We start from the raw sequence: 17,946 nt of genomic DNA, 5'->3' as shown, positions 1-17,946 counted from the left end.
AATGCGATGAACAATGCGGCCTTGGCAAGGCTGACAAGCCGCTTTCGAGGGTCTATAGAGGCGCATCAACAGGAAGGTAATGCCATGACAGGTGTCACGCTCACGAGTGCCGGTCTCGACCCGCGCCGCCGCCGAATCCTCTTCCGCTGCTGGCACCGCGGCATCCGCGAAATGGATCTGGTCTTCGGCCAGTTCGCCGAAGCCGAGATCGCGACGCTTTCGGAAGCCGAACTCGACGAGCTCGAGACGATCATGGCCGAAGAGGACAATGATCTCGTCCGCTGGATCATGGGAACATGGCCGGTGCCTGAGCGTTTCCAGACACCGATGTTTGCCCGCCTCGCCGCCTATACGCCCGATTTCGACAAGCCCCTCAGGACGCCGGAATGATCCCTGGTTTCGATGCGAAGAAGCTCGCGGCCATTGCCGAGCCGCTGACGATCGGCAATGTGCCTACTGGTCTCGAACCGCTGCTGCTCGCCGAGCTTGCCCGAGCGGGAGAACCCGTCGCCTATGTCATGTCGGACGGCCATCGTATGGCCGATCTGGAACAGATGCTCGGCTTCGTCGCCCCCGACATCCCGGTTCTCACCCTACCGGCCTGGGACTGTCTGCCCTATGACCGCGTTTCGCCGAGCGCCGATACCTCGGCCCGCCGGCTCGCCGCATTGGGCGGCCTCATCGCGCATCGCAAGAAGCCGCATGCCGCGATCGTGCTCGTCACCGCCAACGCCATGCTGCAGAAGGTGGCGCCGCAGGATGTCATCGAAAGTCTGAGTTTTTCGGCCCGTCCCGGCAATCAGCTGCGCATGGACGATCTTGCCGGGCGCCTGGAGCGCAATGGCTTCGATCGCGTCGCAACGGTTCGTGAAGTGGGCGAATACGCAGTACGCGGCGGCATTCTCGACGTCTTCGTGCCGGGTTCGGAAGAGCCGGTGCGCCTCGATTTCTTCGGCGATACGCTGGAGAGTATCCGCAGCTTCGATCCGGCGAGCCAGCGCACGACGGGCCAGGTGCGTTCCCTCGATCTGAACCCGATGAGCGAGGTGACGCTGACCCCGGATACGATCAGCCGCTTCCGCAAGAACTATCTCTCCGCTTTCGGCGCGACAACGCGTGACGATGCGCTTTATCTCGCCGTCTCCGAAGGCCGCCGCTATCCCGGCATGGAGCATTGGCTGCCGCTCTTCTACGAGAAGCTCGATACCGTCTTCGATTACCTCAGCGGCTTCCGCATCGTTACCGACCATACGGTGCGCGAGGCGGCGGAGGAACGTTCCAAGCTCGTCCTCGATTATTTCGACGCCCGCCTGAATTCCGGCCAACCGGCCAAGGGCCAGATGGCCCAGGGCACGCCTTACAAGCCGGTGACGCCGGGCCAGCTCTATCTCGACAGCAAGCTTTTTGCCAAAACGCTCGACGCGCTCGGCGCGATCCGCATCACCCCGTTCAACGAGCATGAGGGCGAGGCGAGGCGGGTAATCAATGTCGAAGCCCGCCAAGGTCAGCGCTGGGCTCGCGCCAATGCCGAAGGCGGCGGTGATGCGGAACGCATCAACATCTTCGACGTCGTCGTCAAGCATATAGCCGACCGCCGCGCCGCCGGCGCGAAGGTGCTCGTCACCGCCTGGACCGAGGGCTCGCTGGAACGCCTGCTGCAGGTGCTGAACGAACACGGGCTGGAAAAGGTCAAGCCGGTCGAGGCGCTGAAGGATCTCGGCTCGCTGGCGAAAGGCGAGGCCGCTGCTGCGGTGCTCAATCTCGAATCCGGCTTCGAGGCGGGCGAGCTCGTCGTCATTGGCGAGCAGGATATTCTCGGCGACCGCATGGTTCGCCGCTCCAAGCGCCGCAAGCGCGCCGCCGATTTCATCGCCGAGGTTGCCGGCCTCGACGAAGGTTCGATCGTCGTCCACGCCGAACATGGCATCGGCCGATTCATCGGCCTCCGGACGATCGAAGCGGCGGGCGCCCCGCATGCCTGCCTCGAACTGCAATATGCCGACGAGGCCAAGCTCTTCCTGCCGGTTGAAAACATCGATCTTCTCTCGCGCTACGGCGGCGAGGGCACTGATGCCCAGCTCGACAAGCTCGGCGGCGGCGCCTGGCAGATGCGCAAGGCCAAGCTCAAACGGCGCCTGCTCGACATGGCCGATGCGCTGATCCGCATCGCCGCCGAGCGCCTGACGCGTCATGCGCCTGTTCTGACGGCGCCGGATGGCCTGTATGACGAGTTTGCCGCCCGCTTCCCCTATGACGAGACCGAAGACCAGGACAACGCCATCGACGCCGTGCGCTCTGATCTCGGCGCCGGCCGGCCGATGGACCGCCTCGTCTGCGGCGATGTCGGTTTCGGCAAGACCGAAGTGGCCCTGCGCGCTGCCTTCGTCGCGGCGATGAACGGCGTCCAGGTCGCCGTCGTCGTACCGACGACGTTGCTCGCCCGCCAGCATTTCAAAACCTTTTCCGAGCGTTTTCGCGGCCTGCCGGTACGCGTTCAGCAGGCATCGCGCCTCGTTGGCTCGAAAGAACTGGCGCTGACCAAGAAGGAAGTCGCGGAAGGCAAGACCGATATCGTCGTCGGCACCCATGCGCTGCTTGGCGCCGGCATCAAATTCGCCAATCTCGGCCTGCTCGTCATCGACGAGGAACAGCATTTCGGCGTCAAGCACAAGGAGCGGCTGAAGGAGCTGAAGAGCGACGTGCATGTGCTGACGTTGTCGGCAACGCCGATCCCGCGCACACTGCAGCTTGCCATGACCGGGGTGCGCGAACTGTCGCTCATCACCACGCCGCCTGTCGACCGCATGGCGGTGCGCACCTTCATCTCGCCGTTCGACAGCCTGGTCATTCGCGAGACATTGATGCGCGAGCACTATCGCGGCGGCCAGAGCTTCTATGTCTGCCCGAGGCTTGCCGATCTCGCGGATGTGCACGCCTTCCTGCAGTCCGACGTGCCGGAGCTGAAGGTCGCCGTCGCCCATGGCCAGATGCCGGCCGGCGAACTCGAAGACATCATGAACGCCTTCTATGAAGGCCGCTATGACGTGCTGTTGTCGACCACCATCGTCGAATCCGGCCTCGACGTCCCCACGGCCAATACGCTGATCGTCCACCGCGCCGATATGTTCGGCCTCGCGCAACTCTATCAGCTGCGCGGCCGTGTCGGCCGTTCGAAGGTGCGCGCTTTCGCGCTCTTCACCCTGCCGGTCAACAAGGTGCTGACGGCGACGGCCGAGCGCCGGCTGAAGGTGCTGCAGTCGCTCGATACGCTCGGTGCCGGCTTTCAACTCGCAAGCCACGACCTCGATATTCGCGGCGCAGGCAACCTGCTCGGCGAGGAGCAGTCAGGCCACATCAAGGAGGTCGGCTTCGAACTCTATCAGCAGATGCTGGAAGAGGCGGTCGCCGAGGTCAAGGGTGTCGACGAAATCCACGATACCGGCTGGTCGCCGCAAATTTCGGTCGGCACCACGGTGATGATCCCCGAGAACTACGTGCCGGACCTGCATCTGCGCATGGCGCTCTACCGCCGACTCGGCGAAATCACCGACCTCAAGGAGATCGATGGCTTCGGCGCCGAGATGATCGACCGCTTCGGGCCGATGCCGATCGAAGTCCAGCATCTCCTGAAGATCGTCTACATCAAGTCGCTCTGCCGCACCGCCAATGTCGAAAAGCTCGATGCCGGCCCGAAGGGCGTGGTCGTGCAGTTCCGCAACAAGGAATTTCCAAATCCGGCAAATCTCGTCGGCTATATCGGCAAGCAGGGTACGATGGCGAAGATTCGTCCCGATCACAGCCTGTTCTTGACCCGCGACCTGCCGACGCCTGAGAAGCGCTTGCAGGGCGCGGCAGTCATCATGACGCAACTGGCCGAGATGGCCAAGTAATAGAGGGAGACGGCTATGGCGACATACGGCGCGAGAATCGCCTGGCAGCGCAACGACGAGATCTTCACCGACAACCGCTACAGCCGCGTCCATCGCTGGACCTTCGACGGCGGCATCGAGGTGAGGGCCTCCTCATCCTCGCATGTCGTGCCACTGCCATATTCGGCCGAGAATGCCGTCGATCCGGAGGAGGCTTTCGTCGCCTCGCTTTCGAGCTGTCACATGCTCTGGTTCTTGTCGATTGCCGCCAAACAGGGCTTTTGCGTCGACAGCTACACCGATACCGCCGAGGGTGTGATGGAGAAGAATGCCGAAGGCCGTCTCGCCATGACTGTCGTGACGCTGAGGCCACGTGTCGTCTTCAGCGGCGAAAAGCAGCCTTCGCTCAGCGAGTTGGAAGCCCTGCATCATCGCGCCCATGACGAATGTTTCATCGCCAATTCGGTGAAGACTGAGGTGCGTTGCATTCCGGTTCTGGGCTGAACGGCGCCAAACCGGAAGCCCCGGAGTTTTACCCTGGCGCGGCTCTTCGATCTCGATCCGCACAGCCGGCCTCAGTTGAGGCCCGATCGCGCCTCCGCCTTCGCCTTGGCAATATCGCGCAGCGCATTTGCCAGCACATCGGGTGTCTGGGCGCCGCTGACGGCATATTGCTGGTCGAAGATGAAGAAGGGCACGCCGTTGACGCCCATTTCCTGTGCCGCGGTGATTTCGGCGACGATAAGGTTGCTGTCGGCATCGGAGGCGAGCAGCGAGGCGATGACCGAGCGGTCGAGGCCGGCTTTCTCGGCGATATCGAGCAGCACCGCGTGGTCGCCGACATTGCGGCCTTCCTCGAAATTCGCCTTGAACAGCGCCGTAACCACCTTGTCCTGCTTCTCGCGGCCCTCGATCATCGCCCAGTGGATCAGCCGGTGGGCGTCGAGCGTGTTCGGGCCGATGTTGATCGCCTCGAAATCGAAGGCGATGCCGACCTCGCGGCCGTAGTCGGTGAGCATCTTGTGCGCCTGCGCCACGCGCTCCTCGCCGCCGAGCTTCTGAGCGAGCGCCTTCTTCTGGTCGACGCCTTCCTTGGGATAGTCGGGATTGAGCCGGTACGGCCGCCAGTTGATGTCGACGCCGATCTCGTCCTGCACTTCGGCGATGGCGAGCTCCAGCCGCGCCTTGCCGAGATAGCACCAGGGGCAGACGACATCCGAGACGACGTCGATGGTGATGCGCTCCATGATGATGTTCCTTCTGTGTGTCTCCGGACGAGACATAGGGCCAAAGTGTTGCCGCCGCTTCTATTGGGCGCTTGTATCCCACCAGACCGGCAGCTGGTAACCGTAAAGCGGTACCGTGTCGGGATGGCCGATGCGCTTGCTGCGGGCAACCCATTGCTGGTCCATATGATAGAGCGGCAGCACGTAATGACTGGATAGTAGCAACCGGTCGTAAGAGCGCACCGCGGCAGTGAAATCCTCGTTCGAGCGTGCTCGCAATACGTGATCGATCAGCGTGTCGAGATCGGGATCATTGGCGCCGGCAAAGCTATCCTTGCCCTCCTGAGTGCGCGCTGCCGAAGACCAGCGGCCGAGTTGTTCGGTTCCGGGCGACAGCGACGAAGTATAGGACTTGATGATCATGTCATAATCGAAGCTGTTCGTCCGGCTCTGATACTGCGAATCATCGACTGTGCGAATCGAAGCAGCAATGCCGATCGTCTGCAGCGAACGCTGATAGGCGACGGCAAGCTTCTCCTGGTCGGCATTCTGCGTCATTATCTCGAAGGCGAGCTGGCGGCCGGAGGCGTCGACCATCTTGCCGCCCTGGATCGTATAGCCGCCCTGTTTCAATAATCCGACCGCCTGCTTCAGCACGTTGCGGTCACGGCCGGAGCCGTCGGTAACCGGCAGCTTATAGGTGCCGTCGAGAATTTCGGGTGCGATTTTGTCCTTGATCGGCCCGAGCAGCGCAAGCTCGGCCGCATTGGCGGGGACGCCGAAGCTCGAGAGTTCCGAGTTCTGCCAGAAGCTCTGCGTGCGCTTATAGGCGCCGGAATAGAGATTCCTGTTCGCCCATTCGAAATCGAACACCAGCGACAAGCCTTCGCGCACCCTCGGATCGGTAAAGATCGGCCGGCGAGTATTGAAGACGAAGCCGAGCATGCCGCTTGGCAGTTTCGGCGTGAACACATCCTTGATGACGGTCCCGGAGGTGGCGGCGGGGAAATTGTAGGCATTGGCCCAATGGCCGGGATTACCGTCAGGATAGAGGTCGATATCGCCCTTCTTGAAGGCTTCGAACAGCGTTGTGTCCTGCAGGAAATACTGAACCGTGATCTGATCGTAATTGTCAGTGCCGACCTTCGCGGGAATGTCCTTACCCCAGTAATTTGGATCTCGCTCATAGGTGATGCTCTCGCCGGGTTTCACCGTCTTCACCTTGTAGGGACCGGAACCGACCGGCGGCGTCAGCGAGGTGCGGTCGAAGGTTTCCGGATCGACCAAATGTTTCGGCAGCACCGGAAAAAGACCAAAAATCAGCGGCGTCTCGCGGTCAGCCTTCTCATTGAAAGTGAAGCGCACGCTGCGTTCGCCAACCTTCTCCATCTTAGCGACGACTTTTAAGCGTTCGGAATAGGGCACGCGTCCCTTGTCACGCATCAGCTCGAAGGTGAATATGACGTCCTCCGGCGTCACCGGCTGACCGTCGGACCATTTCGCCTTCGGATTGAGGTTGAACTGGATGAAGCTCCTGTCGTCGTCCCATTCGACCGTTTCGGCAAGCAGGCCGTAAAGTGTGAATGGCTCGTCACGGGAGCGCTGCATCAGCGATTCGTAGACGAGGTTTCCATATTCCGGATCCCACATGCCGCGCGCCGTCGTGCGCATGCTCTTCAGGATGAACGGATTGAGGTTGTCGAAGGTACCGACGACGCCATAGGTGATCTTGCCGCCTTTTTTCACGTCGGGATTGACGTAGGGAAAGTGCTTATAGTCAGGCGGCAAGGCCGGCTCGCCATGCATCGCGATGCCGTGCAGCGGCTCTGCGGCGACGGCGCTGCATAGCAAGGAGAGGACGACGGTGACGATGATCCGGAGCATTCGGCAATCCTTGATCCGCGAAAAATAAGTGCATGATTCATCGCGAGATTAGCATGGGGTCGACCGATTCCAACACGCAGGCGCGATTTCTTTGGCCTGTCGATGAAATTGCCAAAGAAAAGCTGGATATCTTGAACGCTGCGATGTAACAGGTGAACCCGAAGTTTCGGGGTCATGCATTTGCCTTATTTTTCCATGAGGTGGAGTGCCGAACGACCCGATGGTTGGGGTGGCACGTCGCTGCTCCGAACGGATATCAGGAGACGGAATTCGTTATGATGTTCAAGTCTGAAAAGAAAATGCGGGCAGCACTGTCCGTTCTGGCAGTGATGTTCGGCGCCGCTTCGGCTCCGGTCTCCTCCTTCGCCCAGGATGCGGCGGCACAGGGCCCAGCCCAGGGCGTCGGCTCGCCCAAGCTCGGCTGGTACAAGACCTGCAGCAAGCAGGAAGATAACGACGTTTGCGTCGTCCAGAACCTGATCCTCGCCAATGGCGGCCAGCTCGTCACGGCCGTCGGCCTTATCTCGGTTACCGGCAAGATCAACCGCAAGCTCCTGCAGGTTTCGGTCCAGAGCGCGCGTCTCATCCCGCCTGGCATCAGCATGCAGATCGACGGCGGCAAGGGGCAGAAGCTCGATTATGTCATCTGCCTGCCGGACAAGTGCACGGCTGAAGTTCCGTTGACCGACGCGATGATCGCCAGCCTCAAGAAGGGCAGCGACGTGGTCTTCACCTCGATCAACTTCCGCCGCGCTCCGAACCCGATCAAGATCTCGCTCGAAGGCTTCACCGGCGCTTATGACGGCGAACCGGTTTCCGAATCCAAGCTCGCCGACACCCAGCGTAGCCTGCAGGAAAGCATGCAGAAGAAGGCCGAGGAAACTCGCAAGAAACTGGAAGACGCCCAGAAGGCAGCCAAGGCGCAGTGATCCTGCCGCCATTTTGAATAGAAACCCGGCTTCAGGCCGGGTTTTTTTATTGGTAAGCCTCTATCTCCTCGGCCTTGAGCCATGGCTGTCTGGTTCGCACCGGCGATTTGCCCCTCACCTAACCTCCCCGTTCTGACGGCGAGAGGGGACGTGCCCTGCGAGGCGTTGAGGGGGACCGAGAGCTTGCGGCATGTCCCGTCTACCCGCGATCGGGAGGTGGCGGCAGCCGGATGGGGGGCCTTGCCAGCCAAAGCAAAAGAAGAAATTGGCGGGAATTGTCAGCAGTTTAACCTGGCAACTGGATTTCGCGTCAAAAGAAAAGGCCTCGCTGGGAGAGGCGAGGCCTTGATTGACCGATCCGCACGTCTGATCTAGTGAGCGAAGCTCATCTTGGGCTTGAACTGCCCCGACGGCGCCTGATCGAAGATCTGGTAAATCTGCGGGTTGCGAAGCGGCGTGCCGCTTTCGTCGTTCACCAGGTTCTGCTCGGAGACATAAGCGACATATTCGCTTTCCTCGTTTTCGGCGAGCAGGTGGTAGAAGGGCTGGTCCTTGCTCGGCCGCACCTCGGCCGGAATGGAATTCCACCATTCCTCCGTATTCGCGAATTCCGGATCAACGTCGAAGATGACGCCGCGAAACGGAAAAACCTTGTGCCGGACCACTTCGCCGATACTGAACTTTGCTATTCTTTCTTTCATGGTACGACTTCCTTTCATCACCAAATTTGGTGATTGGTGCGGTGCAAATCAAGATTTTTGCACCAGCGCGTCACATGAACGTCATATCCTCCTTCTGCCGTTCATGACCGGGGAGGTGAAAGTCCCGGCGGACCGGGACTTTCCGTGTTACGGCCGATCAGGCCGAATAATACATGTCGTATTCGACCGGATGCGGCGTCATTTCAAAACGCATTACTTCTGCCATTTTCAGCTCGATGAAGGCATCGATCTGGTCATCGTCGAAGACGCCGCCTGCTGTCAGGAACTTGCGGTCCTTGTCGAGGCTTTCGAGCGCTTCGCGCAGGCTGCCGCAGACGGTCGGGATTTTCTTCAGTTCCTTCGGCGGCAGGTCGTAGAGATCCTTGTCCATGGCCTTGCCGGGATGGATCTTGTTCTTGATGCCGTCGAGGCCGGCCATCAGCATGGCGGCGAAGGCGAGATAGGGGTTGGCGGTCGGATCCGGGAAGCGGACTTCGACGCGCTTGGCCTTCGGGTTGGAGCCGAACGGAATGCGGCAGGAGGCCGAACGGTTGCGCGCAGAATAGGCGAGCAGGACAGGCGCTTCATAACCCGGGACGAGACGCTTGTAGGAGTTCGTCGACGGATTGGTGAAGGCATTGATCGCCTTGGCGTGCTTGATGATGCCGCCGATGTAGAACAGGCAGGTCTCGGAGAGGCCGGCATATTCGTCGCCGGCGAAAGTCGGCTTGCCGCCCTTCCAGATCGACTGGTGCACGTGCATGCCCGAGCCGTTGTCGCCGAAGATCGGCTTCGGCATGAAGGTCGCGGTCTTGCCGTAAGCGTTGGCCACCTGATGCACGACATATTTGTAGATCTGCATCTTGTCTGCGTTGCGCACCAGCGTATCGAACTTGATGCCGAGTTCGTGCTGGGCGGCGGCGACTTCATGGTGGTGCTTTTCGACGACAACGCCCATCTCGGAGAGCACCGTCAGCATTTCCGAACGCATGTCCTGGGCGCTGTCAACAGGCGGAACCGGGAAATAGCCGCCCTTGACGCGCGGGCGGTGACCGAGGTTGCCGGTTTCGTAATCGGTGTCGTCGTTCGACGGCAGTTCGGTCGAATCGAGCTTGAAGCCGGTATTATAGGGATCGGCCTTGTACTTGACGTCGTCGAAGACGAAGAACTCGGCTTCCGGGCCGACAAAGATCGTGTCGCCGATGCCTGATGCCTTGAGATAGGCTTCGGCCTTCTTGGCAGTGCCGCGCGGATCGCGGTTATAGGCTTCGCCGGAGACAGGATCGAGAATGTCGCAGACGATGACCATGGTCGACTGAGCGAAGAACGGGTCCATATGCACCGTTTCGGTGTCGGGCATCAGCACCATGTCGGACTCGTTGATGGCCTTCCAGCCACCGATCGAAGAGCCGTCGAACATCACGCCGTCAGCGAACATGTCCTCGTCGACGCTGGCAACGTCCATTGTGACATGCTGCAGCTTGCCCTTCGGGTCGGTGAAGCGCAGATCGACGAACTTGACGTCGTTTTCCTGGATCTGCTTCAGAATTTCGCTTGCGGTCGCCATTAAATACCTTCCTCCAATTTGTGATAACAATAGGTGGGCGCGATGACGCTATCGGACTTTGCGCGCTTGGCAAAGTGGTCAGATGGCATCGATGCCGGTCTCGCCGGTACGGATGCGGATAACCTCTTCGACATTGGATACGAAGATTTTGCCGTCGCCGATGCGACCGGTTTGAGCCGCCTTGCGGATCGCGTCGATGACCGCCTCGGCGTTCTCGTCGGCCAGCACCACCTCAACTTTCACCTTCGGCAGGAAGTCGACGACGTATTCGGCGCCGCGGTAGAGTTCCGTGTGGCCCTTCTGACGACCGAAGCCCTTGGCTTCCGTGACTGTGATACCCTGCAGGCCGACTTCCTGAAGGGCTTCCTTCACTTCGTCCAGCTTGAAGGGCTTAATGATCGCTTCGATCTTTTTCATGAGAAAATGTCTCTCCGCTTCTCCTGTTATGGCAGGGATGTTCCCGCTCGCGGATATGATGCAGATATCGTGCCAGTTTGAAATCCGTCTTATCGAAAAAAGACGTCGATTTTGCCGAAACCGGCGCGTCTGCGGGGAATTTGATGTCGATTTGGTGAACGGAAAGGTGGAAAAACATCAGCCATCGAAGAAAATTCGTCGCAATATCGAAAAACCCGGCTTTTCCTTCAGTTGCGAAAGCAGGTTGCGAGGCGATTAAATGATAGGCGAATGCATAAATTTCGATCTTCTTCGCGCCAATGCAGACGGTTGTTTTTTGTGCGTTTTTTGAATTGAATAGGCGGATGAGCAACCATCTCCCCCACCTTCTGGTAACGCCTGCCGAAATGAGCGCCATCGATGTGGCCGCGGCTGCTTCGGGAATCGATTCCTTCGGCCTGATGGAAAGAGCAGGGGCTGCCGCCGCGGCCGCCGCGCTCAGGCTTCATCCCGGGGCGTTGCGTTTCGTAGTGCTCTGCGGTCCCGGCAACAATGGGGGTGATGCCTATGTTGCGGCAAGGCATCTGCGAGAGAGCGGAGCGACCGTGGCGCTTTTCCATCTCGGCGATCCCACAAAGCTGAAGGCTGACGCTGCCCGCGCTCGGGCCGGCTGCGAGTTGAAGGGGCAGGAGCTCGGCCTATACCGGCCGGAAGCCGGCGATGTCGTCATCGACGGTCTGTTCGGAGCAGGGCTCGGGCGCGCGGTGCCGGCCGATGTGGTTGACTTGATCAAGCGCGTCGCCGAGGCCGGTATCGCGGTGCTCGCCATCGATCTGCCCTCCGGCGTGGATGGCCGCACCGGCAAGGTGCTGGGTGCTGCCTTCCAGGCTCGCAACACCATCACCTTCATGACCCGCAAGCCCGGCCATCTTCTGATGCCGGGCAGGGAGCTTTGCGGCGAGTTGGAGGTCTTCGACATCGGCATTCCCGCCCGGATCATCCGGGCTGAGGCGGGCGGCGCTATCGCCGAGAACACACCTGACGCCTGGAAGGGCGTGCTGCCGGCCGAGCAGCTGCAAACCCACAAATACAAGCGCGGTCATATGGTCGTTTTTTCGGGCGAGGCCGACAAGACCGGGGCTGCGCGCATGTCGGCGGTCTCCGGCCTGAAGGCCGGCGCCGGCCTGGTAACGATCGCCGCACCCGGTGCAGCGATAGCCGCCAATGCCGCGCATCTCACAGCCGTCATGCTGCATGCAGTCGACGACGAGGCAGATCTGGCAGAGTGGCTGTCCGACAAGCGGCTGCAGACCTTCGTCCTCGGCCCCGGCTTCGGTGTCGGCGCGAAAGCCCGCGGCTTCGTCACCGCGCTTGCCGATCGCCGGCTGGTGCTCGATGCCGACGGCATCTCTTCCTTCAAGGACGATCCGCAACAGCTTTTCGACCTGTTCCGCGGCGAGCCGCGTCTGGTGCTGACGCCGCACGAGGGCGAATTTTCGCGGCTTTTTCCGGATATCTGCGGCGACGAAACACTGGGGAAGGTGGACAAGGCGGTGGCGGCTGCCCGCCGCGCCAATGCCGCGATCGTCTATAAGGGCGCCGATACCGTCATCGCCTCGCCGGACGGGCGCGCGCTCATCAACACCAATGCGCCTGTCTGGCTTGCCACCGCAGGTTCCGGCGATGTGCTTGCCGGCATCATCGGCGGACTGCTTGCCCAGGGCCTGCCGACTTTCGAGGCTGCGGCAGCCGGCGTGTGGCTGCACGGAGAGGCTGGCCAGCGCGCCGGCAAGGGGCTGACGGCGGAAGAGCTCGCGGTCGAGGTCTTGCCGCTTTAGCTCGGGCTAAGTCCCAACCGCCTATTTCGCCAGCAACTGCTGCAGGGCGATCGCCCCGTGCGGCGCATTGACCTTGCCCTCGTGGATCATGAAGGCAAAGACGTCGCGCGGCTCCGCCTTCACCTGGCGCTTCCCGTCGATCAGCGGCAGATCGTCCGGGACCTTGCCCTCGGCCCAGGTCTCGAGCCGCTTTGCCCAGGCCTTCAGATCCTTATCGGGGTAGCAGGTCGGGATATCGTCCGATCCCTTCTGCAGCCTGGCATAGACGAAATCGGCCGTCACATCGGCGATCATCGGATATTCGAAATGTTCGGCACAAACCGGCGCCACGCCGTATTTGGCAAGAAGAGCAACGAACTCCGTCACCTTGAAGGAATCATGCCGCACTTCGACCACGTGACGGAGCGCTAGCCCATCCTGTTTCGCCGGCAGCAGCTTCAGGAAAGCCTCGAAATCGTCCGGATCGAATTTCTTCGTCGGCGCGAATTGCCAGAGCAGCGGCCCGAGGTGATCGCCGAGCTCGCTGATTCCGGATGTGAGGAACCGCTCCATCGATTCACCGGCTTCCGCGAGCACCCGCCGATTGGTGACGAAGCGAGTGGCCTTCAGCGAAAAGATGAAACCCTCTGGCACGTCAGCCGCCCATTTGGCAAAGACCGCCGGTTTCTGTGTGCTGTAATAGGTGCCGTTGACCTCGATGACCTTCAACTGACGGCTGGCATAATGCAGCTCGTCCTTCTGTTTCAGGTCGGCGGGAAAGAAATGTCCGCGCCAGGGCTCGAAGGTCCAGCCGCCGATGCCGGTGCGGATAGTGCCGGATTTCGTCATGTCGTCCTCCCAGTTCGCAGCGGTCAGGCCGCATGAATCTCTTTCGTCATGTCGATCAGCGTCCATCCTGGCCGATAAGGGTTCGGTCGGCGACCCGTTTTCCGGAACCCGAAGACACTATAAAGCGCGATAGTCCGTTTGGAGATCGTCGGGCGACGCCAACCTCATCGTCATTCCGCCGCGACCGCCTTCTTCGCCGGCCGCCGCTCCAGCAATTCCTTCAGGAACTGGCCGGTATAGGAGCGCTTTTCCCTGACGATCGCTTCCGGTGTGCCGGTCGCGACGATCTCGCCGCCGCCATCGCCGCCCTCCGGGCCGAAATCGAGCACCCAGTCTGCTGTCTTGATGACTTCGAGATTGTGCTCGATCACCACGACGGAGTTGCCCTGGTTGACGAGCTCGTGCAGCATTTCCAGGAGCTTGGCGACGTCATGGAAATGCAGGCCGGTCGTTGGCTCGTCGAGAATATAGAGCGTGCGTCCGGTCGAGCGTTTCGACAGCTCCTTGGCGAGCTTGACGCGCTGCGCTTCGCCGCCAGAGAGCGTATTGGCCTGTTGGCCGACCTTGATGTAACCGAGGCCGACATCCTTCAGCGATTGCAGCTTGTCGCGCACGGCAGGTACCGCCGCAAAGAAATCGACGCCTTCCTCTACCGTCATGTCGAGCACGTCGGCGATCGACTTCTGCTTGAAGGTGACGTCGAGCGTCTCTCTGTTATAGCGCTTGCCGTGGCAGACGTCGCAGGTGACATAGACATCGGGCAGGAAGTGCATTTCGATCTTGATGACGCCGTCGCCCTGACAGGCCTCGCAGCGGCCGCCCTTGACGTTGAAGGAGAAGCGGCCCGGCTGGTAGCCGCGCGCCTTGGCTTCCGGCAGGCCGGCGAACCAGTCGCGGATCGGCGTGAAGGCGCCGGTATAGGTCGCCGGATTCGAGCGCGGTGTGCGGCCGATCGGCGACTGGTCGATATCGATCACCTTGTCGATATGCTCGAAACCGTCGATGCGGTCGTGGTCGGCCGGAATTTCGCGCGCGCCCATGACGCGGCGCGCCGCTGATTTATACAGCGTCTCGATCAGGAAGGTGGACTTGCCGCCGCCGGAAACGCCGGTCACCGCCGTAAAGACGCCGAGCGGGATCGAGGCGGTGACGTTCTTCAGATTGTTGCCGCGCGCGCCGACGACCTTGATCTCGCGACCCTTCTTCGGCTTGCGGCGCTCGTCCGGAACCGGAACGCCGAGTTCGCCCGAGAGATATTTGCCGGTCAGCGACTTCGGATTGTCCATGATATCCCGCGGCGTGCCATGGGCGATGACCTGCCCCCCATGGATACCAGCCGCGGGGCCGATGTCGACGACGTCATCGGCCGTCAGGATGGCATCCTCGTCATGCTCGACGACGATCACGGTATTGCCGATATCGCGCAGGTGCTTCAGCGTGTCGAGCAATCGGGCATTGTCGCGCTGATGCAGGCCAATCGACGGCTCGTCGAGCACGTAAAGTACGCCCGTCAAGCCCGAGCCGATCTGCGAGGCGAGGCGGATGCGCTGGCTTTCGCCGCCCGACAGCGTGCCTGAATTGCGCGACAGGCTGAGATATTCCAGGCCGACATCGTTGAGGAATCGCAGCCGGTCGCGGATCTCCTTGAGGATCCGCACGGCAATCTCGTTCTGCTTGGCGTTGAAGGTCGCCGGCAGCGTTTCGAACCAGTCGCGGGCGACGCGGATCGACATCTCGGTCACTTCGCCGATATGCAGCCTGTTGATCTTCACCGCCAGCGCTTCCGGCTTCAGGCGATAGCCGTTGCAGGCCGGGCAGGGGGCGGCCGACATGAAGCGCTCGATATCCTCGCGCGCCCAGGCGGAATCCGTCTCCTTCCAGCGGCGCTCGAGATTGGTGATGATGCCCTCGAAGTTCTTGTGCGTCGTATAGGAACGGGCGCCGTCGGCGTAATGGAATTCGATCTTGTCGTCGGTGCCGTTGAGGATCACATCCTTGGCCTCGTCGGAAAGATCGTTCCAGCGGGTGCCGAGCTTGAAGCCGTAATGTTTGCCGAGCGCCTCCAGCGTCTGATTATAATAGGGCGAGGTCGACTTGGCCCAGGGGGCGATCGCCCCGTCGCGCAAGGTGCGCTCCGGTTCGGGCACGATCAGATCCGGGTCGATCTTCTGCTGGGCGCCGAGACCATCGCAGGTCGGGCAGGCGCCGAAGGGGTTGTTGAACGAGAAGAGGCGGGGCTCGATTTCCGGAATGGTAAAGCCCGAGACCGGGCAGGCGAACTTCTCCGAAAACAACACGCGCTCATGCGTTTCGTTCAGCGACTTGTTGGCCGAGCCGCCGGCCGACGTTTCCTCCGGCGGCAGCGGCTTGTCGGCGAATTCGGCGACTGCCAGCCCGTCGGCGAGCTTCAGGCAGGTCTCCAGGCTGTCGGCCAGGCGCGCCGACACATCGGGGCGCACGACGATGCGGTCGACGACCACGTCGATGTCGTGCTTGTATTTCTTGTCGAGAACAGGCGCCTCGGCGATTTCGTAGAACTGGCCGTCGATCTTGACGCGCTGGAAGCCCTTCTTCATCAGCTCCGCCAGTTCCTTCTTGTATTCGCCCTTGCGGCCGCGCACGAGCGGCGCGAGAATATAAAGACGGGTGCCTTCGCCAAAAGCGAGGATGCGGTCGACCATCTGGCTGACGGTCTGGCTCTCGATCGGCAGGCCGGTCGCCGGCGAATAGGGAACGCCGACGCGGGCAAAGAGCAGGCGCATATAGTCATAGATCTCGGTGACGGTGCCGACCGTCGAGCGCGGGTTACGCGACGTGGTCTTCTGCTCGATCGAGATGGCAGGCGACAGCCCGTCGATCTGGTCGACATCGGGCTTCTGCATCATTTCGAGGAACTGCCGGGCATAGGCCGACAGGCTTTCGACATAGCGCCGCTGGCCCTCGGCATAGATAGTGTCGAAGGCGAGCGAGGATTTGCCCGAGCCCGACAGACCGGTCATGACGATCAGCTTGTTGCGCGGCAGATCGAGATCGATGCTCTTCAGATTATGCTCGCGCGCGCCGCGGATGGAGATCGTCTTCAGTTCGCTCATCGTCTCTGCTTTGGTTTTCTGGATAACAGCCCTTATTTAGTGATGCCGGCGGGCGAGTCGAGGCTGAATATCCGGGAAGCTTCAAGGTTTTCGATTCTGTTGACAGGATCATACGGATAAACTAGAACAAATAAAGAACAAAATTCCTGATGAATGCATGCGGCTTTCTGATGGATAAACATGTGGATGAACGACCGTTTACGCGCATTGACGGTCCGCGATGGTTTAAGGTGCGCTGATCGATTAACGCCGCCGGGCAGGGCGGCAGGCAGGGTGAGAAGCATGGCTGGTAGCGTGAACAAGGTAATTCTGGTTGGAAACGTGGGTGCAGATCCCGAAATCCGCCGCACTCAGGATGGCCGGCCGATCGCCAATCTCCGTATCGCGACCTCGGAGACCTGGCGCGACCGCAATTCCGGCGAACGCCGCGAAAAGACCGAATGGCACACTGTCGTCGTCTTCAACGAAGGCCTCTGCAAGGTCGTCGAGCAATATGTGAAGAAGGGCGCCAAGCTCTATATCGAAGGCCAGCTGCAGACCCGCAAATGGCAGGACCAGCAGGGCCAGGACCGTTATTCGACGGAAGTGGTGCTGCAGGGCTTCAATTCGACGCTGACCATGCTGGATGGACGCGGCGAGGGCGGCGGTGCGAGCTCCGGCTTCGGCGGCGGCCGCGGCGGCAGCAGCAACAATGATTACGGCGACGATTACGGCGCCCCGGCGTCGTCCTCATCGTCGAACCGCGGCGGTGGCGGAGGCAACTTCTCGCGCGATCTCGACGACGACATCCCGTTCTGATCGATCGCGGTTCCTGACTTTATAAGCAGCTGAGAGCATGGTGTCCTGAGCGGCACCATGCTCTCTCTGCTTTCCGACTGCAATTGCTTCAGTCGGCGCCTTGTCAGTGCGGCGTCGCGCTGATCAGATTGAGCGCCGATTTTGCCCCGTCGACGACGAATTGCGCCGCAAGCGCGGCGAGGATGACGCCGAGCAGCCGTGTCAGGATTGCCCGGCCGGTGACGCCAAGGAAACGGTCGAGCCGTTCGGCGACGAGCAGCATGACGAAGGTCAGCAGCAGATTGGCGGCAAGGACGCCGATCAGTTGCAACTTTCCGATCGAGGTCGCGAGCGTCCCGGCAAGCAGGATCGTCGCCGAAATCGCGCCGGGGCCGGCGATCAGCGGCAAGGCGAGGGGAAAGACGGCGACATTTTCGATATGATCCTTGGTGATCGCCACCTCGGTCGCCTTCTCCTTGCGGTCCTGCCGCTTCTCGAAGACCATTTCGAAGGCAATCCAGAAGAGCAGCAGCCCGCCGGCGATGCGGAAGGCCCCGATCGAGATGCCGAGCACGCCGAGCACGCCGGCGCCGAACAGCGCAAAGACCGCGAGGATGATGAAGGCGATCGTCGAACCGCGCAGCGCCACCTGCGTGCGCTGGGCTCTGCTCATGCCGGTTGTCAACCCCAGGAACAGCGGCGCCAGCCCTGGGGGATCGATGGTGACGAGAAGCGTCGTGAAGGCGTTGATCAATTGGTCGGCGCTTGCCATCGTCTCTCCCAAAGCCCATATGGGTGTGTGATTTACTGCGATTGTGAAGCGGGGATTTGGATTTGGC

15 protein-coding genes and 1 pseudogene are annotated in these 17,946 nt (G+C 61.1%); 6 read left to right on the top strand and 10 right to left on the bottom strand.

Translation table 11 applies throughout. The annotated features are described in order from the left end of the window. Positions 1–84 precede the first annotated feature (84 nt). Genes J7U39_RS08710 through J7U39_RS08700 form a run of 3 tightly spaced genes read left to right on the top strand, consistent with a single transcriptional unit; the run spans position 85 to position 4,373 of the window. Complete coding sequence (locus J7U39_RS08710) at positions 85–390, top strand: succinate dehydrogenase assembly factor 2 (RefSeq protein ID WP_210631381.1); 306 nt, start codon at positions 85–87, stop codon at positions 388–390. Next, entirely contained in the window at positions 387–3,890 is a 3,504-nt protein-coding gene (gene mfd / locus J7U39_RS08705; protein WP_210631380.1) for a transcription-repair coupling factor, read from the top strand. The genes J7U39_RS08710 and mfd overlap by 4 nt, the downstream gene beginning before the upstream one ends. 15 nt (positions 3,891–3,905) lie before the next feature. Next, complete coding sequence (locus tag J7U39_RS08700; RefSeq protein ID WP_210631379.1) at positions 3,906–4,373, top strand: OsmC family protein; 468 nt, start codon at positions 3,906–3,908, stop codon at positions 4,371–4,373. Positions 4,374–4,444: 71 nt separating this feature from the next. Here J7U39_RS08700 and J7U39_RS08695 read toward each other — a convergent pair whose 3' ends face one another. Then, complete coding sequence (locus J7U39_RS08695; protein WP_210631378.1) at positions 4,445–5,116, bottom strand: DsbA family oxidoreductase; 672 nt, start codon at positions 5,114–5,116, stop codon at positions 4,445–4,447. Between the two features lie 60 nt (positions 5,117–5,176). Continuing rightward, positions 5,177–6,979 carry an extracellular solute-binding protein gene (locus tag J7U39_RS08690; RefSeq protein ID WP_210631377.1) on the bottom strand — a complete coding sequence of 601 codons (1,803 nt, stop codon included), beginning with the start codon at positions 6,977–6,979 and terminating at the stop codon, positions 5,177–5,179. Positions 6,980–7,254: 275 nt separating this feature from the next. Between J7U39_RS08690 and J7U39_RS08685 the strand changes: the two genes are divergently transcribed. Then, on the top strand, positions 7,255–7,908 hold the full coding sequence (locus J7U39_RS08685; protein ID WP_210631376.1) for an invasion associated locus B family protein: 654 nt from the start codon (positions 7,255–7,257) through the stop codon (positions 7,906–7,908). Between the two features lie 371 nt (positions 7,909–8,279). On the opposite strand, the gene hspQ is transcribed toward J7U39_RS08685, so the two are convergent. The 4 genes from hspQ to J7U39_RS08665 form a co-directional block, all read right to left on the bottom strand. Then, complete coding sequence (gene hspQ, locus J7U39_RS08680; RefSeq protein ID WP_210631375.1) at positions 8,280–8,609, bottom strand: heat shock protein HspQ; 330 nt, start codon at positions 8,607–8,609, stop codon at positions 8,280–8,282. A 157-nt stretch (positions 8,610–8,766) separates the two neighbouring features. Continuing rightward, entirely contained in the window at positions 8,767–10,176 is a 1,410-nt protein-coding gene (glnA, locus tag J7U39_RS08675) for a type I glutamate--ammonia ligase (RefSeq protein WP_210631374.1), read from the bottom strand. Positions 10,177–10,254: 78 nt separating this feature from the next. Next, on the bottom strand, positions 10,255–10,593 hold the full coding sequence (locus J7U39_RS08670) for a P-II family nitrogen regulator (protein ID WP_003539626.1): 339 nt from the start codon (positions 10,591–10,593) through the stop codon (positions 10,255–10,257). Further along, complete coding sequence (locus J7U39_RS08665; RefSeq protein ID WP_210631723.1) at positions 10,568–10,945, bottom strand: hypothetical protein; 378 nt, start codon at positions 10,943–10,945, stop codon at positions 10,568–10,570. Before J7U39_RS08665 ends, J7U39_RS08670 begins: the two co-directional genes overlap by 26 nt. On the opposite strand from J7U39_RS08665, the gene J7U39_RS08660 reads away from it, so the two are divergent. Further along, on the top strand, positions 10,938–12,410 hold the full coding sequence (locus J7U39_RS08660) for an NAD(P)H-hydrate dehydratase (protein ID WP_210631373.1): 1,473 nt from the start codon (positions 10,938–10,940) through the stop codon (positions 12,408–12,410). The genes J7U39_RS08665 and J7U39_RS08660 overlap by 8 nt on opposite strands. Positions 12,411–12,431: 21 nt before the next feature. On the opposite strand, the gene J7U39_RS08655 is transcribed toward J7U39_RS08660, so the two are convergent. The 3 genes and pseudogenes from J7U39_RS08655 to uvrA all read right to left on the bottom strand — a co-directional run bounded on the left by J7U39_RS08655 (position 12,432) and on the right by uvrA (position 16,330). Beyond that, positions 12,432–13,238, bottom strand: coding sequence for a DUF72 domain-containing protein (locus J7U39_RS08655; protein ID WP_210631372.1), 807 nt, complete (start codon positions 13,236–13,238; stop codon positions 12,432–12,434). Positions 13,239–13,261: 23 nt separating this feature from the next. Next, a pseudogene (locus J7U39_RS31765) lies at positions 13,262–13,378 on the bottom strand (GNAT family N-acetyltransferase); the annotation flags it as partial. 30 nt (positions 13,379–13,408) lie between these two features. Beyond that, positions 13,409–16,330: an excinuclease ABC subunit UvrA gene (uvrA, locus tag J7U39_RS08650; RefSeq protein ID WP_210631371.1), complete on the bottom strand. Its 2,922-nt coding sequence runs from the start codon at positions 16,328–16,330 to the stop codon at positions 13,409–13,411. A gap of 282 nt (positions 16,331–16,612) precedes the next feature. Here uvrA and J7U39_RS08645 point away from each other — a divergent pair, with 282 nt between their 5' ends. Continuing rightward, complete coding sequence (locus J7U39_RS08645; protein WP_210631370.1) at positions 16,613–17,128, top strand: single-stranded DNA-binding protein; 516 nt, start codon at positions 16,613–16,615, stop codon at positions 17,126–17,128. A 103-nt stretch (positions 17,129–17,231) separates the two neighbouring features. Here the strand turns inward: J7U39_RS08645 and J7U39_RS08640 are convergent, their stop codons facing one another. Continuing rightward, entirely contained in the window at positions 17,232–17,879 is a 648-nt protein-coding gene (locus tag J7U39_RS08640) for a MarC family protein (RefSeq protein WP_210631369.1), read from the bottom strand. Positions 17,880–17,946 lie beyond the last annotated feature (67 nt).

Source organism: Rhizobium sp. NLR16a, from assembly GCF_017948245.1.
Lineage (GTDB): Bacteria > Pseudomonadota > Alphaproteobacteria > Rhizobiales > Rhizobiaceae > Rhizobium.
This window is presented reverse-complemented; position numbering and strand designations above follow the sequence as displayed.

Coding starts and splice junctions, on each gene's coding strand:
- J7U39_RS08710 (WP_210631381.1), top strand. CDS start 85: ATGACAGGTGTCACGCTCACGAGTGCCGGTCTCGACCCGCGCCGCCGC.
- mfd (WP_210631380.1), top strand. CDS start 387: ATGATCCCTGGTTTCGATGCGAAGAAGCTCGCGGCCATTGCCGAGCCG.
- J7U39_RS08700 (WP_210631379.1), top strand. CDS start 3,906: ATGGCGACATACGGCGCGAGAATCGCCTGGCAGCGCAACGACGAGATC.
- J7U39_RS08695 (WP_210631378.1), bottom strand. CDS start 5,116: ATGGAGCGCATCACCATCGACGTCGTCTCGGATGTCGTCTGCCCCTGG.
- J7U39_RS08690 (WP_210631377.1), bottom strand. CDS start 6,979: ATGCTCCGGATCATCGTCACCGTCGTCCTCTCCTTGCTATGCAGCGCC.
- J7U39_RS08685 (WP_210631376.1), top strand. CDS start 7,255: ATGATGTTCAAGTCTGAAAAGAAAATGCGGGCAGCACTGTCCGTTCTG.
- hspQ (WP_210631375.1), bottom strand. CDS start 8,609: ATGAAAGAAAGAATAGCAAAGTTCAGTATCGGCGAAGTGGTCCGGCAC.
- glnA (WP_210631374.1), bottom strand. CDS start 10,176: ATGGCGACCGCAAGCGAAATTCTGAAGCAGATCCAGGAAAACGACGTC.
- J7U39_RS08670 (WP_003539626.1), bottom strand. CDS start 10,593: ATGAAAAAGATCGAAGCGATCATTAAGCCCTTCAAGCTGGACGAAGTG.
- J7U39_RS08660 (WP_210631373.1), top strand. CDS start 10,938: ATGAGCAACCATCTCCCCCACCTTCTGGTAACGCCTGCCGAAATGAGC.
- J7U39_RS08655 (WP_210631372.1), bottom strand. CDS start 13,238: ATGACGAAATCCGGCACTATCCGCACCGGCATCGGCGGCTGGACCTTC.
- uvrA (WP_210631371.1), bottom strand. CDS start 16,330: ATGAGCGAACTGAAGACGATCTCCATCCGCGGCGCGCGCGAGCATAAT.
- J7U39_RS08645 (WP_210631370.1), top strand. CDS start 16,613: ATGGCTGGTAGCGTGAACAAGGTAATTCTGGTTGGAAACGTGGGTGCA.
- J7U39_RS08640 (WP_210631369.1), bottom strand. CDS start 17,879: ATGGCAAGCGCCGACCAATTGATCAACGCCTTCACGACGCTTCTCGTC.